Source organism: Streptomyces sp. NPDC086549, from assembly GCF_044746205.1.
GTDB lineage: Bacteria > Actinomycetota > Actinomycetes > Streptomycetales > Streptomycetaceae > Streptomyces.
In genome coordinates this window covers 1-15,689 of the sequence record NZ_JBIVBS010000008.1, presented here as the reverse complement: position 1 = coordinate 15,689, position 15,689 = coordinate 1, and the positions used below count along the sequence as shown (strand labels likewise).

Below are 15,689 nucleotides of genomic sequence, written 5' to 3'. Positions count from 1 at the left end.
GAGTGAACCGACCAGGCCGAACCTCCGGAGATGTCCGTGCATGACGCTCCCGACACCTCTGCGAAGGCGGTCCCGCCGTTCGGGGCCGAACCGCTGGTCCGTGTCCGCGGGCTCAGCAAGCGCTTCGGCGGAACCCTCGCGCTCGACGGGATCGACCTCGACATTTCCGCCGGCAGTGTCCTGGCCCTCCTCGGCCCCAACGGCGCCGGAAAGTCCACACTCATCAAGGTGCTCGCGGGCGTCCATCACGCCGACGCCGGGCAGATCACCGTGGCCGGGCACCCGCTCGGGACCCGGGACGCATCCGGCAGCATGTCCTTCATCCACCAGGACCTCGGTCTGGTGGAGTGGATGACGGTCGCCGAGAACATCGCGCTGAGCGCCGGATATCCCCGCCGTGCCGGACTCATCTCCTGGCGCCGCACCAGGGAGCGCTGCACCGACGCCCTGCGGGTTGTCGCACGACATCTCGACCCCGAGGCGCTCATCGCCCAACTGGCCCCTGCCGAGCGCTCGTTGGTCGCCATCGCCCGGGCCCTCGCGGCCCGGGCCAGGCTCATCGTGCTCGACGAGCCGACCGCCCGTCTCCCCGCGGTCGACTGCGCCCGGCTCTTCCGTGTCCTGCATGCCCTGCGCGACCGGGGACACGGCGTCCTCTTCGTCACCCATCGCCTCGACGAGGTGTACGAGGTGGCCGACACCTTCGCCGTCCTGCGCGACGGCCGCCTCGTCAGTCACGGCCCGCTGGCCGGGCGCACCCCCGCCCGCCTGGTGCGCGACATCGTCGGTGCGGAACCGGCCGACTTCCGCCCGGCCGACTTCCGCCCGGCCGACTTCCGCCCGGCCGACTTCCGCCCGGCCGCCGTCTCCGCCGGCGGTCCGGCCGTCCTGGCCCTCGACCACGTGCGCGCCCCCGGTGTGGCACCGGTCAGTCTGGAACTCACGGCCGGGGAAGTCCTGGGCCTGGTCGGTCTGACGGGCGCCGGACACGTCGACCTGGGCCGAGCCCTCGCCGGCGCCCGGCCCCTCCTCGGCGGGCGGGCACTCCTGGGCGGCCGTCCCTACCGCCCGCGCAGTGTCGCGGATGCGGTCGGACTCGGCGTGGGCCTCGTACCCGCCGACAGACAACGGGAGGGCAGCGCCGCGGAACTGACGGTACGGGAGAACCTCCTGGCCAACCCCCGCGCGGGCGGCCGGCCGGCGCTCCGCTGGATCAGCCCCCGCCGTGAACGCGTCGACGCCACCGCCCTGATCGACCGGTTCTCGGTGCGTCCCCGCGACAGCGAGACCCCCATCGCCACCCTGTCCGGCGGCAACCAGCAGAAGGTCATGATCGGCCGGTGGCTGCGCGTCGGCCTGCGCCTGCTGATCCTCGAGGAGCCGACGGCGAGCGTGGACATCGGCGCCAAGGCCGCGCTCTACCGCCTGCTCGACCAGGAGCTGGCCGCCGGACTCGGGGCTCTGCTCATCACCAGCGATTTCGAGGAGGTCACCCGTGTGTGCAGACGCGCCCTGGTCTTCGTCCGCGGATCGATGACGGCCGAGCTCAGCGGTGCGGGCCTGACCGTCTCCGGGCTCACCAGGGCCGCCTCCGCCCTGCCCGCCTCCGGAACCACGACCACCTCGTGACCGCATCCCCCTCCCCGCCCCGGCCGCGACGGCACCGACCGGTCGGGCACCTCATCGGCGCCTACGGCCTGCCGGCCCTCACGGGCCTGCTCTTCCTGGCCTTCTCTCTCGCCCTGCCCCGCACATTCCCCACCCGCGAGAACATCGACGCGATCCTGTCCGCCCAGTCGATCCCGGCCATCCTCGCGCTCGCCGCCATGGTCCCCATCGTGACCCGGGCGTTCGACCTCTCCATCGGCTACGTCCTCGGTCTCGCGCATGTCATGGTGCTGCACCTCATCGTCGACGAAGGCAGGCCGTGGCCGGTCGCCTGCCTCGCGGTACTCGTCGGAGCGGGTGTCGTGGGCGTCCTGAACGGCGTCATCGTCGAGTTCGGGCGGATCGACTCCTTCATCGCCACGCTCGGAACCGGCAGCATGCTGTACGCAGTGACCGGCTGGGTCACCGGCGGCGGTCGCATCGTCCCCGGCCCGCAAGGACTCCCGGCCGCCTTCACCGGCCTCTACGACTCCACGTTCCTCGGCCTGCCCGTTCCCGCCTTCTACGTGCTGGCCCTCGCAGCCGTGCTCTGGGCGGTTCTGGAGCGGCTGCCGCTCGGCCGCAGCCTGTACGTCGTGGGATCCAATCCGCGCGCCGCCGACCTCGTCGGCATCCCGACCCGCAGGTACACCGTCTACGCCTTCACCGGCTCGGGCCTGATCACCGGCTTCGCCGGGGTCCTGCTCGCGGCCCAGCAGCAGGTCGGCAACCCGAGCGTCGGACTGGACTACCTGCTGCCCGCCTTCGCCGGCGCCCTCCTCGGCTCCACCGCCGTCAGACCCGGCCGGCCCAACGCCCTGGGCACGCTCGTCGCCGTCGCCGTCCTGGCCGTCGGCCTCACCGGCATCGGCCAGCTGGGCGGCGCCTTCTGGACGACCCCGCTGTTCTACGGCGGCACTCTGCTCCTCGCTGTCGGGCTGGCCGGCTACTCGGCTCGCCGTCGCCTGCGCACGGACACCGCCGCCACCCGCGACGGCCCCTCCGCCCTGCCCCCGCCCCCCAACCAGGACGGAGGTACGGAAGGCGCCGGCCCGTGACCCGTTTCCGAGGAGTTCCCGTGCACGGCAACCGCAAGGCCACCCCCGGCCTCGCCAAGGCCCGGTACACCGCTGCGGTCCTGCTGGCAGCGGCCACCGCCCTCGCCGGCTGCGAACGCGGATCCTCCGGCGTCTCGTCGGACTCCGTCACCGCCCCGGTCGGCTGCCCCGCGGTCCACGCCAGGGCCGCGGCCGAGGTCGCACGGGCGGAGAGAACGGACATCCCCTGGAACGGACCGACCGGCGGTCCCAAGGCGGTGTCCGGCAGGAACATCGTCTTCGTGGCCCAGACCATGACCAACCCCGGAGTCGCGGGCGCCGCGAGCGGCGTACGGGAAGCCGCGCGCGTGATCGGCTGGAAGACCCGGGTGCTCGACGGCGAGGGCACCCCGGCCGGCATCCAGGCGGCCATGAGCGAGGCCGTGGCCCTCAAGCCCTCCGGGATCGTCGTCGGAGGATTCGACCCCAACTCGACCTCACAGCAGGTGGCCGCGGCCAACGAGGCACGCATCCCGCTCATCGGCTGGCACGCGCTCGCTTCCCCCGGCCCCAGCCGACGGCCCCGCCTCTTCACCAACGTCACGACCCATCTCGGGGAGGTGGCCGCCATCAGCGCACAGTGGGTCATCGCGCGCTCCGACGGCCACGCCGGGGTCGTGCTCATCACCGACGCCTCGATCCCGTTCGCCAGGGACAAATCCGAGCTGATCCGCAAGGAACTCGCCACCTGCGAGGGCGTGAAACTACTCGCGTACGAGAACATCCCGATCGCGGACGCCGGTAGCCGTACCCCGCGGGAGATCTCCTCCCTCCTCGCCCGCTTCCGGAGCGCGTGGACGCACTCCGTCGCCATCAACGACCTGTACTTCGCCGATGCCGCCCCCGCCTTCCGCGCCGCCGGCCGGAAGGGCTCGGGCCCGCCCTTCAACATCGGTGCCGGCGACGGCGACCCCTCGGCCTTTCAGCGCATCGAGAGCAGGCAGTACCAGGCCGCCACGGTCCCCGAGCCGCTGTCCCTACAGGGCTGGCAGATCGTCGACGAATTCAACCGCGCCTTTGCGGGCCGGCCGGCCAGTGGCTATGTCGCCCCGGTCCACCTGGCCACGGCTGCCAACAGCCACGGCGCCACGTCCTGGGACCCGTCGGGCTACCGGGACGGCTACCGGAAGATCTGGGGCCGGTGACAGCCAAGCGGCAACCAACCCCGCCCACGCTCCTCTGGACGTCGTGGACGTCTGTTCACCCCGCAACCACCCGGCGCGCAGCGCCTACGCCACTGCGCGCCATCGGGTCGCTCTTCACCTACATCAGGACGCCTGCGTCCTGGTTCTCCTTCCGCCCGCTGCGCAGCAGCCAGGTGGCTCCGCCGATGGCCATGGCGACCGGCCATTCCAGAGCCCCAGCCACCGTCAGCGCGCCGAGGCCTCCGTAGAACGCGAGGTCCTTGACGGGCGGAGTGCTGGGCAGTCGTGTCGTGGCCGCGTGGGCCGTGCGCGTCAGTTCCTCTCTGGTGAGGTACGGAACCGGCACCGAAGGATGCAGTGTGCGCATGTGCAGATGCAGACCCGCACCGTCGCGCTCGTGGGTCTCCTGTTGCGGTGTCTCCGCTGTCCTGCCCATCCCCTCCTCCTTTCATCGGAGTCGGTGTGGTGTGCCTCTTCAATTCTCGCGCGCCCCCGGTGGCGTGTGCGCGTCCAAAGCGTTGCGATGGAATCGGGGGAGCTGAGCCGCCCGCGCAGGCGGAGGGGTGCCGGGCCGCAGGGAGCTGGTGATGCGCCGTGGCACTTCCCGGACGCGGACTGCTGAGGAGCGCGGTGTCGTGCGCGGCCGGTGCGCTGCGGGGCGAGGAGGCACGCGTGCGGTTCTTCGGAAGGCGCGCGCACGTGGCCGTACGGGGTCTGCGCCCCGGCGACCTGCCCGAGGCCGCGGCGACGAAGCTGGTCAAGGAGGTCGAGCGGCGCCTCGCTGCCGTGCCCTCGGTGGACTGGGCCGTGGTGAACACCGTGCTCGGCCACGCCGTCGTCGGCACCGACGGTTCCTCCGGGATCGAAACCATCACGGACGCCCTGATCGAGGCGGTCGAGGAGGTGGAGGAAGCCCACGGCGTCGCGCACCCGCTGCCCGAGCATCCCCTGTCGGGCGGGACGGTCCGCAGGTCCACCTCCGCCATGGCCCTGCACGTGGCGGCCGCGCCCGTGGCGGCGGTCGCCGGTCTGACGCGGCGCACCCCCATCCCCCCGGGCATCGCGGCGCTCGCTCCGCTCGTCGACGCCCACCCCCGCCTGAGGCGTCTCGTGGAGCAGGCGGTGGGCGCCGACAACGCCGGAGTGCTCCTGGCCTCCGCCACCGCGTTCATGGAGGCCGGATCCGGCGGCCTCTCCGGGGTCGGCGTGGACACCCTCCGGCACGTCCTGCGCACGATGGAGGCCAACCAGGAGGACGCCGCCTGGGCCGCGGCCGAGCCGCGCCTCGCGGGCAGCGCCGCGGCGGGAGCCCACCGTGCCCCGCCTGAGCGTCTTCCCCGCGAGACACGGCTGAAGCCCGGGCCGATCGAGCGCTACGCGGACCAGGCACCGGCCGTGGCGGCGGCGTCCTTCGCCGGATCGCTGCTCGTGACCCGGCGCCTCGGGCGCGCCGCCGGTGCGGCGCTGGCGGCGATCCCGAAGGCGCCGGGTTCAGCGCGCGAGGGCTTCGCCTGCGTCTTCGGCCGCGGCCTGGCCCGCCGGGGAATCGTCGTGGCCGACGCCGAGGCGCTGCGCAGGCTGGACCGGATCGGCGTTGTGCTGCTGGACACGGACGCCCTGGCCACCGGGTCCCATCTGCCGGCCGATCTGGTCACCCTCGACGACGACATGGCGGTGGGTGAACTCGCCGCGACGGCTCACCGGCTCTTCGACGGCTCCGCGCCGGAACGTGTGCAGCGGGACGGGGAGTGGGTGCTGGGGCCTGTCGAGTGCCTGAGATTGCAGGGGCGTACGGGGAGACAGGCCCGGGAGCGGCTGCGACGGCAGGGCGCGCGGTTCGTGCTGGGCCTGGCGCACGGGCAGCACCTGCTCGCCGTGATCAGCGTGCTGCCCGAGATGCACGATGCGGCGAGCGCCCTCCTCTCGGCCGCCCACGCGGCCGGGCTCAAGGTGGTGACCGCGGGTGCGCACGCCCGCCACGCGTCCGTGCGGGAGGCGGACGCGGTCACGGACGGAGGCGATCGTCTGATCGACTCCGTACGGTCCCTGCAGCGCGATGGCGACGGTGTGCTGCTGGTCTCCTACGACCGACGGGCGCTCCTGGCCGCTGATGTCGGTGCGGGTCTCGCCGACCCGGACGGCGCGCCGCCCTGGGGAGCGGATCTGTATCTGGACGGCGACCCCGCGTCGGCCGTGGTGATCGTCGAGGCGTGCCGCACCGCCCGGGAGACCGCCCGCCGGGGCGTACGGCTCGCCCAGGCCGCGGTCGTGGTCGGCGCGACGGCTGTGCTGGCGGGGCGGGCGCGGCGGCCGACGGCCCGGGGAGTGGCGGCGTTCAACGTGGCGGCCGCACTGGGCACCGTGACGGGTGTCTGGTCGGCGGTACGGCTGCTGCGGCGCCCGCCGCCGGTGACCCCGTCGCGGCACCCATGGCATGCGATGGACGCGGCCACCGCGCTGGACAGGGCCGGCGGCCGCGACGGCGGCCTCACGGCGGAAGAGGCGCGGGCGCGGGTGACTCCCACCGGCGAGCGCGCGCCTACGACGTCACTCGGCCGGGCCTACCTGGCCGAGATGGCGAACCCGCTCACGCCGGTCCTCGGCGCCGGAGCCGCCATGTCGGCCTCGGTGGGCGCCGTCCTCGACTCCGTCGTCATCGTGGCCGTCACCGCTCTGTCCGGGCTCTTCGGCGGCTTCCAGCGGTACCGGACCGAGCGCGCGGTCGCCCAGCTGCGGCGGGAGTCGGCCGTCATGGCCAAGGTGGTGCGGGACGGGGAGGAGAGCACCGTCCCCGCCGAGGAACTGGCCGTGGGCGACGCGGTGGAGCTGGTCCCGGGTGACGTGGTGCCGGCGGACGGCCGCCTGCTGGAGGCTCATCATCTGGAGGTCGACGAATCCGCCCTGACGGGCGAGTCGCTGCCGGTGGCCAAGGGGGTGGAGCCGGTACTGGCCTCGGACCTCGGGGACCGTACGTCGATGGTCTATGAAGGCACCACCGTGGCGGCCGGTCGCGGCCGCGCGGTCGTCGTCGCGACCGGCACGGCCACCGAGGCGGGCCGTGCCGCGGCAGGCGGGCGAGGCACGGCGCCCTCCGCCGGGGTCGAACGCCGACTGGCCCGGATCACCCGCACCACCCTGCCGGTGGCCCTCGGTTCGGCTGCCGCGGTGGTGGGGGCGGGCATGCTGCGCGGGCGCCCCACCCGGGACACGGTCGGGGCGGGGGTGGGGCTGGCCGTGGCCAGCGTGCCCGAAGGACTGCCGTTTCTGGTCTCGGCCGCCCAACTCGCCTCGGCCAGAAGACTTTCCGCACGCGGAGCCCTGCTCAGGCATCCCCGCACCATTGAGGCTGCCGGCCGCACCGACGTCCTGTGCTTCGACAAGACGGGAACCCTGACCCAAGGGCGGATCTCCCTCGTCGCCGTCGCCGCCGACGGGGACAGCCGGCCCCTCGAAGCACTCCGGGACGAGCAGCGGGCCGTCCTTGCCGCGGCGCTGCGAGCGACACCACGCCCGCACAACGGCGGCGAACTGGAACACGCCACCGACGGCGCGGTCACCGAGGGCGCGAAGGAGGCGGGAGCGGACCGGACGACGGCCGCGCCGCACTGGCGGCGCACCTCGAGCCTGCCGTTCGAACCGAGCCGTGGCTTCCACGCCACGCGCGGCCACTGCGGCGAGCAGCGGATCCTGTCGGTGAAGGGGGCTCCGGAGGAGGTCGTGGAGCGCTGTGCCACCCGGGGCGGACAACGCCTGGACCGGAAGGGGCGGAAGGCCGTTCTCGCGGCGGGTGAGAAGCTGGCGGCCAAGGGCCACCGGATCCTCGCGGTGGCGGAACTCCGGGACGCGCCGGGCGGCAAACTCACGGACGAGGCGGTGGACGGCCTCGACTTCCTCGGCTTCCTCGCGTTCGCCGACCGGGTACGCGGCACCGCCCGCGACGCGGTGCGCCGGCTGGCCGACGCCGGTGTGCACATCGTGATGATCACCGGAGACCACCCGGGCACCGCCGAGTCGATGGCCCGGGAACTGGGCGTCGTGGACGGCAGACGGGTGGTGACGGGAGCCGAACTCGACGACATGGACGACCGCGCCCTCGACAGGCTGCTGCCCGACGTCGGTGTCGTCGCCCGCGGTACCCCCGTGCACAAGGTCCGCGTCGTCCAGGCGTTCCAACGCCTGGGCCGCACCGTCGCGATGACCGGCGACGGCGCCAACGACGCGCCCGCCATCCGGCTCGCCGACATCGGGATCGCGTTCGGCACGCGGGCCACGCCGGCCGCGCGTGCCGCGGCCGACCTCGTCGTCACGGATGACCGGCTGGAGACGGTGCTCGACGCGCTCGTGGAAGGCCGCGCGATGTGGGCCTCCGTACGACAGGCCCTGGCGATCCTGGTCGGCGGCAATCTCGGCGAGATCGCCTTCACCCTCCTCGGTGCGGCCGCCACCGGGACCTCACCCCTGACGGCCCGCCAGCTCCTGCTGGTCAACCTCTTCACGGACCTCGCCCCGGCCATGGCCGTCGCCCTGCGCCCGCCGCATCCTGAGGCCGCCGAACGCGTGCTCCACGAGGGACCCGAGGTCTCGCTCGGCACGGCACTGACCGAGGACATGGTGTGCCGCGCCGTGGCCACCGCCCTGGGCGCCACAGCCGGCTGGCTCGCCGCACGGTTCACCGGCCGCACCACCCGCGCCCGCACCGTCGCCCTGGTCGCGCTCGTGGGCGCGCAGCTCGGTCAGACCCTCCTGGTCGGGGGCCGCAGCGGAGCGATCGTCGTCTCCTCCCTCGGCTCCCTGGCCGCACTGGCGGCCGTCGTCCAGACCCCGGTCCTCAGCCAGTTCTTCGGCTGCACGCCTCTCGGCCCCGTCGCCTGGGGCATCGCGCTGTCCGCCGCGGCCGGCGCGACGGCGAGCTCGCTGTTCCTGCCGCCGCTCATCGCTCGCGTCCACACGGCGGTCGGCGCACGGCGTCCGGCCACTTCCCCGTCATAGCCGATGAAGCCCTGTACCGGCGGCTGCTGTGTCAAGCCATGCGCTTGTACATCACGCGGAGGTAGTGACGGTCTCGGTGAGGCACGTGGTCGTCTCGGCCCGGAAGGCTGAAGACCGCGCAGACGCCGGTGGGCCGGGTGAGGATGCTCGACTGCTGACCGAACGTCAGGGTGTCGTTGACGTGGTGCTCACAGCCTGCGATGTCCAGGGCCGTGACCAGTTCCTCGCGGTCCACGGTGGCCTCGAACGACGTGGATTCGGGCAGGACGAGAGCGGGGAGCTTGGTGGTCGGGCCCGGCCGGAGGTTGTTCCGGATGCCGCTGACCGCTCGCCGGGTGATGTCGAGTTGCAGCCCGTCCCAGGAGTAGGGGTAGCCGTCGATGTCGGGCCCCTTCAAGCGGATGGCGGGATGCGGACGCCCCGGACCGAGGAGGTCCTCGGCCTCGGACAGGGGCATTCCGTGGCGAAGGGGCCCGATTCGGCCGGTGCGGGCGAAGTCGAGGAGGAAGGTTCTGGGTGTCAGGCTGCGTCCTCGATCGGGTGGAGAGACGGTCTGCGGCGGCACTGAGTGGCGCGGTCTACTCGGCCTCGAGCTGGTGGTCAGCCCAGACGTAGCTTTCGGGCAGCAGGTCGGTGACAAGGACGGTTCGGATGCGGTCGCCTTCGCCGACGATGACCTTGAGGGTGGGGAAGTAGTCGAGAAGGACCTGACGGCACCGGCCGCACGGGGGAACAACTCCGCGGTCACGGTCGCCCACGGCGACGATCGTATCCAGCTCGTAGGCGCCCTGGGCGGCTGCCGTGCCGATGAGGATCAGCTCGGCGCAGGGCCCTCCCGTGAAGTGGTAGGCGTTCACCGCGGTGAAGATGCGGCCGTCCCGGGCGCGGGCTGCGGCTACACCTGAACGCGACCGGGTGTTCCTTCCTCGGTCCGGTAGGAGACTCTCACGGCGGGTCTCTCCATGCCGCTGGCCAGAGACCGCCCTGCTGCCGCACGACACCGGCCCGAGGCTGGAGAACGTGCTCGGCGGAGGGCGGCGAACACCCCGGCCGCAACCGCTGAGCCGAGGATCGTTCCCGCGACCACCTTCGCCGGTGTGTGGTCGCGCAGAGCGACACGTGACCAGCCGACGACCGCGACCCGGGAGTAACCGCACAACGCCCACGGGCCGTAGGTTTGGACGAGCATGATGACGGCCCCGGCCGACACAGCCTGGTGTACGGATATCTTCCAGGCCGGCGTGATGAGTGCCAGCGCCGCAAGCCGCGTCATCCTCGGTCCGCCTGTCCGCTCGGTCGGTAGCAGTCTGGCACTGCGGGAGCGCCCGGAGTGCCGGGATTCAGGAAGTGCTGACGCCTCGGCCGGTGGGTGACAGACCTCTGCAGGGGTTGTACAAGGCGGGCAACCGAAATCGGCCCTCAGAGGGATGAAGACCGCAAACTCCGGGTTCTGGGCCCGTCAGGTCAGAACGGGCCGTGGAGACTGCCCAGTCTGTCGGTCAGGCGAAGGTTCTCGGAGTAGTCCACGGGGCAGGCGATCACGGCGACCCCGTCGTCGTCGAGGGCCCTGCGCAGCACAGGCAAAAGCTGGTCGGGGGCCTCGATCCGGTAGCCGCGCGCCCCAAAGCTCTCGGCATAGGCGACCAGGTCCGGGTTGGTGAACCGGGTGTGGCTGTGGCGGCCCAGTTCGAGTTCCATCTTCCAGGTGATCAGGCCGTATTCCTCGTCCACCAGGACCAGGACGACCAATGGGACGCGTTCACGGACGGCCGTCTCCAGTTCCTGGGAGTTCATCAGGAACGAGCCGTCGCCCATCATCGCCAGCACGCGCCGGTCCGGCCGGGCCAGCTTGGCGGCGATGGCGCCCGGCAGCGCGAACCCCATCGTGGACAGGCCATTTGAGACGAGGCAGGTGTCCGGTTCGTAGGTGGGGTAGAGGCGGGACATCCACATCTTTCCGGCGCCGGTGTCGGCGAGCACGATGTCGTGGCGGTCCAGCGCGGTGCGCACATCGGTCACGACGCGCTGCGGTACCAGGGGGAACGCGTCGTTGTCACGTCCGTACTTCAGCTCTTCGTCGAGCAGGGTGCGGATCTTCTCGCTGCTTCCCGAATCGTAGGTGAGTCCCTCGGGCAGTGCTGCCGAGAGCGCGTCCAGCGCCTGTGAGGGGTCACTTTCGACACCCACGGTGACCGGGTAGTGGGCGTCCACCTCGGCGGGGAAGCGGTGGACGTGAACGATCCGCTTGTCGCCGTTCGGGTTGATCTTGACGGGGTCGAACTCCTGGATCTCGTAGCCCACGCAGAGCAGCACATCGGCCGCGTCGAAGCCGAAGTTGCCGTAGTCGTGGCGCATGAAGCCGACCGCGCCGAGGGCGTTCGGATGGTCGTCGGGAAACACGCCCTTGCCGTGGAAGGTGGTCGCGACCGGGATGTTCAGCCGTTCGGCGAACCGCACCAGGGCGGCCGAGGCCCCGGCTCGGGCGGCACCATGGCCTGCCAGCACGACCGGGTGCCGTGCGGCCGAGAGCACCTCGGCCGCCCGTGCGATCTGGGAGGGTGACGGCGCGTCGGCCCGCACCGTGTCGATCTGCAGGGGCGCCAGCGGCTCGGCGGGGCGCTCCGCTTCGATGTCCTCCGGGACCGCGAGGAACACGGCGCCGGGCCGTTCGCTCTGCGCTGTCTTGAACGCCTTGCGTGTCATCTCCGGCACCGCGTCCGGACACTCGACACGGGCTGACCACTGGGTGACGGGAGCGAACATCGACACCAGGTCGATGACCTGGTGCGACTCCTTGTGGATGCGGCGCAGGGAGCCCTGGGCGGCCAGGGCCACCATCGGCGCACTGTTCGTCATGGCGTCCGCGGTGCCGAGCAGCAGATTGATCGCGCCGGGCCCCAGCGTGGCCGAACACACACCGGCCCGGCCGGTCAGCCGCCCGTAGATCTCCGCCATGAACGAGGCGGCCTGTTCGTGGCGTACCAGGACGTACCGGATCCCGGAGCCGTTCAGCGCGTCGACGAAGCGGATGTTCTCCTCACCAGGGATGCCGAAGACGTACTCCACGCCCTCGGCCCGCAGGCAACGCACCAAGAGGTGCGCGACGTCCTCAACTGCTGCCGTGTTCTGCGACTCGGTCGCGCCTTCGGTACCCATGAGACGAAGGTATGCACGGCCACCGGTCCCAGCCACTCGTCGGCAGCCGACCGGGGGCGCGGAACGCCGGAACCATTCGGAGGCGTTGTGGTGGCGGCTGCCGCGGTTGGCACGCAGGCTGGGCGCAGTGGACGAGTCGCCGCGCACCGTGCGGCGGCAGGGCTCCGGGAGGACCGTGTGACTACTTCGTCGCCCGCTACCGACGCGCCGCCGGCCCGGTACGACGACCTACGTGCTCTGGTGTTCAACTGCACCTTGAAGCGCTCGCAGGAGACGAGCAACACCCAGGGACTGATCGACCGCAGCACCGCCATCCTGGACGCACAAGGAGTGCACGTCGACATCGTACGGGCGGTGGACCACGACATCGCCACCGGCGTGTGGCCCGACATGAGGGAGCACGGCTGGGAGACGGACGCCTGGCCCGACCTGTACCAGCAGGTCCTGGCAGCCGACATCCTCGTGCTGGCCGGTCCCATCTGGCTCGGCGACAACAGCTCAGTGATGAAGCAGGTGATCGAACGCCTCTACGCCTGCTCCAGCCTGCTCAACGAAGCCGGCCAGTACGCCTACTACGGCCGCGTCGGCGGCTGCCTGATCACCGGCAACGAGGACGGCGTCAAGCACTGCGCCATGAATGTCCTCTACAGCCTTCAGCACCTGGGCTACACGATCCCTCCCCAGGCGGACGCCGGATGGATCGGCGAGGCCGGTCCCGGCCCCTCCTACCTGGATCCCGGCTCGGGCGGCCCGGAGAACGATTTCACCAACCGCAACACCACCTTCATGACCTGGAACCTGCTGCACCTGGCCCGGGCGCTGAAGGACCTGGGCGGCATCCCCGCCTACGGCAACCAGCGCACCGCCTGGGACGCCGGCTGCCGCCGCGACTACGAGAACCCCGAGCACCGGTAGCGAGATGCCTGTCGCAAGTGGCGGACGGCCGTCGGGTTCGGCCCCACGCAGTGGGCCGGCGCGCCGGGGACCGGATGAGAGGCGCGCACGGGAGCGGCTGAGGCGTGTGCGGGCCGGTGGGGCGGCAGCGGTGGCGTCGGCGGCCTCCCGTACCCGTACGGCGGCGCAGCGCGTCAGCCGGATGCCTCCGCCCCCGGGGCCGTTCCGGCCGGGATTCTGGCGCAGTCCGATCCGCGGGCCCTGGCTGACGTCGGTGTTCGGACTGGTCCTCCTGATCTGTATTCCGCTGCTCTTTGTCACCGGACTGCTGTCCTACGCCTCCTACAACCCCAGCCTGAGCCCCCTCAATGACGAGACACCCGACAAGGGCGTGCTGGGCTTCTACCTCTTCAGCTGGCCCACGCACCCGTATTGGCTCTACCGGCTGCTCCAGGGCGTCCATGTGACGTTGGGCGTGGTCCTCGTCCCGGTCCTGCTGGCCAAGCTGTGGTCGGTCATCCCGAGGCTCTTCGAATGGCTGCCCGTGCGCTCCGTCGCTCACGGACTCGAGCGGCTGTCCCTGCTGATGCTGGTCGGCGGCGTCATCTTCGAATTCGTCACCGGTATCCTCAACATCCAGCTCTACTACGTCTTCCCGGGCTCCTTCTATCGCCTGCACTTCTACGGCGCTTGGGTGTTCATCGCCGCCTTCGTCGTCCACGTGTGCCTCAAGCTCAGCCGGATGGCACGGGCCCTGCGCTCGCGCAGTCTGAGCGCCGAGCTGCGCACCGACCTCGCCCACACCGTGCCCGAACCCCCCGACCCCGACGGCCTGGTGGCAACTACCCCCGCTCAGCCGACGATGACTCGCCGCGGCGCGCTGGGCATGGTGGGCGCGGGGTCGCTGCTCCTCCTCGCCGTGACCGCCGGACAGAGCATCGGCGGTTGGCTGCGCGGCACCGCGCTCCTCGCACCACACAACCGCGACCCCGGCAGCGGCCCGAACGTCTTCCAGATCAACAAGACGGCGGCGAAGGTCGGCGTCACCCCCGCGCTGGTCGGCCCCAGCTGGCGGTTGGAGGTGCACGGACGCGGAGCGCCGCAGGTCTTCACACGCGAGCAGCTTCTGACGGTACCCCAGCACTCCGCCGCTCTGCCGATCGCCTGCGTGGAGGGCTGGTCCACCGACGACCAGAACTGGAGCGGCCTCCGGCTGGCCGACCTCGCCGCCCTGGCCGGCATGACCGACGCCGGAAGCGTCCTGGTCGAATCCATCCAACCACCCGGCCCATTCACCAGGGTGGTGCTGCGGGGCAACCAGATCCGCGATTCCAGAGCGCTGCTCGCCCTCCGCGTCAACGGCGCGGACCTCTCGCTCGATCACGGATACCCGGCCCGCATCATCGTTCCGGCCAACCCCGGCGTGAACAACACCAAGTGGGTCCACCGGCTCACATTCAGGGCGTGGTCATGACACGATTCGTCCGCTGGTACGGCTCAGGCCCGCTGCATCTGCTGGTCCTGATCGCCTCGTTCGCCCTCATCGCCTACGCCATGGTGCGCCTCTTCGCGGTCCGGCCGCTGGAGGTGGCGATCTGGTTCGTCGGCGCGGCCATCCTCCATGACCTCATGCTGCTTCCCCTGTACTCGCTGGCAGACCAGTCTGCCCTCTCTGTACTGCGCCATCGCACCGCCGACCGACGAGCAGTGCCGTGGATCAACCACCTGCGCGTCCCCGCCTTCCTGTCCGGCCTGCTCCTGCTGGTCTGGTTTCCCCTCGTCTTCCGGCTCGCCGTCCCCTACCCCGGTGACACCGGGCTCTCCGACAGTGTCTACCTCGGCCGATGGCTGGCGATCACCGGTGTGCTCTTCGCCGCCTCCGCACTGGCCTTCGCGATCAGAGTTCGCCGCGCCCGGCGGGCCGACCGCGGCGACGAGGGCCTGCCCGCGCCAGGTCATGGCCCCACACCGTGACTGCCGACGAGGACAAGCTGTACGGCACCGAGCAGGACCCCTACGCGCTGGCCCTGCGAACCGGCCGTGGACCGGTGTATCTGCGGCTGGTCGACGGGCGCCGGATCCGGATGCCCGTGCACCGCTGGCACGAGCAGCCCACAGCAGCTGACACGACCGTGCTGGAACGCTGCGTCGGCCCGGTCCTGGATGTCGGCTGCGGGCCGGGCCGGTTGTGTAGAGAGCTGCTGAGCCGGGGAGTCTTCGCTCTCGGGGTCGACATCGCACCTCGCGCGGTCGCACTCACCACGATCCGGGGCGGGCTCGCACTGTGCCGGTCGGTCTTCGATCGTCTACCGGCCGAGAGCGGCTGGCAGACGGTTCTGCTCATCGACGGCAACATCGGCATCGGAGGTGACCCTCACAGCCTGCTGCACCGCTGTGGTGGACTCATGGCCCCGGCGGGACGCCTCGTCATCGAGGTCGACCCCGGTGACGTCGAGGAGCTGTGCACGGCGTGGTTCGAGGACCTCCAGGGCCACAGCGGTCCGCCTTTCCCCTGGGCGCGGCTGGGGCGACGCGCGCTCCACAGGGTCGCCGAGGACCTCGCCCTCAGCATCACCGACCAGTGGACGAGCGGACACCGCTGTTTCCTCACCCTGGCTCATCGGAGATCCAAACCCACAACACATATGAGGAAGGGGACAATCTCGATGAAAGCCATTGTGGTAACCGACCGGGCCGCGGGAACGGCCGGGATGACGCTGACGGAGCGGACTGAGCCGTCCGCAGCGATCAACGACGTCAT

11 protein-coding genes and 1 pseudogene are annotated in these 15,689 nt (G+C 71.6%); 8 read left to right on the top strand and 4 right to left on the bottom strand.

Going from position 1 to position 15,689, the window contains the following annotated elements; all coding sequences use genetic code 11:
- Positions 1-36: 36 nt before the first annotated feature.
- Genes ACIPSA_RS24720 through ACIPSA_RS24710 form a run of 3 tightly spaced genes read left to right on the top strand, consistent with a single transcriptional unit; the run spans position 37 to position 3,889 of the window.
- Positions 37-1,629 carry a sugar ABC transporter ATP-binding protein gene (locus tag ACIPSA_RS24720; RefSeq protein WP_402638567.1) on the top strand — a complete coding sequence of 531 codons (1,593 nt, stop codon included), beginning with the start codon at positions 37-39 and terminating at the stop codon, positions 1,627-1,629.
- Positions 1,626-2,705 carry an ABC transporter permease gene (locus ACIPSA_RS24715; RefSeq protein WP_402638148.1) on the top strand — a complete coding sequence of 360 codons (1,080 nt, stop codon included), beginning with the start codon at positions 1,626-1,628 and terminating at the stop codon, positions 2,703-2,705. The genes ACIPSA_RS24720 and ACIPSA_RS24715 overlap by 4 nt, the downstream gene beginning before the upstream one ends.
- 20 nt (positions 2,706-2,725) lie before the next feature.
- On the top strand, positions 2,726-3,889 hold the full coding sequence (locus tag ACIPSA_RS24710) for a substrate-binding domain-containing protein (protein ID WP_402638564.1): 1,164 nt from the start codon (positions 2,726-2,728) through the stop codon (positions 3,887-3,889).
- A gap of 118 nt (positions 3,890-4,007) precedes the next feature.
- Here ACIPSA_RS24710 and ACIPSA_RS24705 read toward each other — a convergent pair whose 3' ends face one another.
- On the bottom strand, positions 4,008-4,325 hold the full coding sequence (locus ACIPSA_RS24705) for a hypothetical protein (RefSeq protein WP_402638147.1): 318 nt from the start codon (positions 4,323-4,325) through the stop codon (positions 4,008-4,010).
- Between the two features lie 158 nt (positions 4,326-4,483).
- Between ACIPSA_RS24705 and ACIPSA_RS24700 the strand changes: the two genes are divergently transcribed.
- Entirely contained in the window at positions 4,484-8,878 is a 4,395-nt protein-coding gene (locus ACIPSA_RS24700) for an HAD-IC family P-type ATPase (RefSeq protein ID WP_402638146.1), read from the top strand.
- Between the two features lie 31 nt (positions 8,879-8,909).
- Here ACIPSA_RS24700 and ACIPSA_RS24695 read toward each other — a convergent pair whose 3' ends face one another.
- From ACIPSA_RS24695 to ACIPSA_RS24685, 3 genes and pseudogenes are all read right to left on the bottom strand, one after another.
- Entirely contained in the window at positions 8,910-9,335 is a 426-nt protein-coding gene (locus tag ACIPSA_RS24695) for a hypothetical protein (protein ID WP_402638145.1), read from the bottom strand.
- 121 nt (positions 9,336-9,456) lie between these two features.
- A pseudogene (locus tag ACIPSA_RS24690) lies at positions 9,457-9,774 on the bottom strand (cytidine deaminase family protein); the annotation flags it as partial.
- A gap of 568 nt (positions 9,775-10,342) precedes the next feature.
- Positions 10,343-12,034 carry an acetolactate synthase large subunit gene (locus tag ACIPSA_RS24685; RefSeq protein ID WP_402638144.1) on the bottom strand — a complete coding sequence of 564 codons (1,692 nt, stop codon included), beginning with the start codon at positions 12,032-12,034 and terminating at the stop codon, positions 10,343-10,345.
- Positions 12,035-12,211: 177 nt separating this feature from the next.
- On the opposite strand from ACIPSA_RS24685, the gene ACIPSA_RS24680 reads away from it, so the two are divergent.
- The 4 genes from ACIPSA_RS24680 to ACIPSA_RS24665 all read left to right on the top strand — a co-directional run.
- Positions 12,212-12,949: a flavodoxin family protein gene (locus ACIPSA_RS24680; protein ID WP_402638143.1), complete on the top strand. Its 738-nt coding sequence runs from the start codon at positions 12,212-12,214 to the stop codon at positions 12,947-12,949.
- Positions 12,950-13,130: 181 nt separating this feature from the next.
- Complete coding sequence (locus ACIPSA_RS24675; protein WP_402638563.1) at positions 13,131-14,402, top strand: molybdopterin-dependent oxidoreductase; 1,272 nt, start codon at positions 13,131-13,133, stop codon at positions 14,400-14,402.
- Positions 14,399-14,902: a hypothetical protein gene (locus ACIPSA_RS24670; protein WP_402638142.1), complete on the top strand. Its 504-nt coding sequence runs from the start codon at positions 14,399-14,401 to the stop codon at positions 14,900-14,902. The genes ACIPSA_RS24675 and ACIPSA_RS24670 overlap by 4 nt, the downstream gene beginning before the upstream one ends.
- Positions 14,899-15,689 (top strand): class I SAM-dependent methyltransferase (locus ACIPSA_RS24665; protein ID WP_402638141.1); only part of this gene is annotated, 791 nt, incomplete at its 3' end. The genes ACIPSA_RS24670 and ACIPSA_RS24665, both read left to right, overlap by 4 nt.

What these genes read in the sequence shown, in the direction of transcription:
- ACIPSA_RS24705 (WP_402638147.1), bottom strand. Translation starts at nt 4,325, where the DNA reads ATGGGCAGGACAGCGGAGACACCGCAACAGGAGACCCACGAGCGCGAC.
- ACIPSA_RS24685 (WP_402638144.1), bottom strand. Translation starts at nt 12,034, where the DNA reads ATGGGTACCGAAGGCGCGACCGAGTCGCAGAACACGGCAGCAGTTGAG.
- ACIPSA_RS24670 (WP_402638142.1), top strand. Translation starts at nt 14,399, where the DNA reads ATGACACGATTCGTCCGCTGGTACGGCTCAGGCCCGCTGCATCTGCTG.
- ACIPSA_RS24695 (WP_402638145.1), bottom strand. Translation starts at nt 9,335, where the DNA reads ATGCCCCTGTCCGAGGCCGAGGACCTCCTCGGTCCGGGGCGTCCGCAT.
- ACIPSA_RS24675 (WP_402638563.1), top strand. Translation starts at nt 13,131, where the DNA reads ATGCCTCCGCCCCCGGGGCCGTTCCGGCCGGGATTCTGGCGCAGTCCG.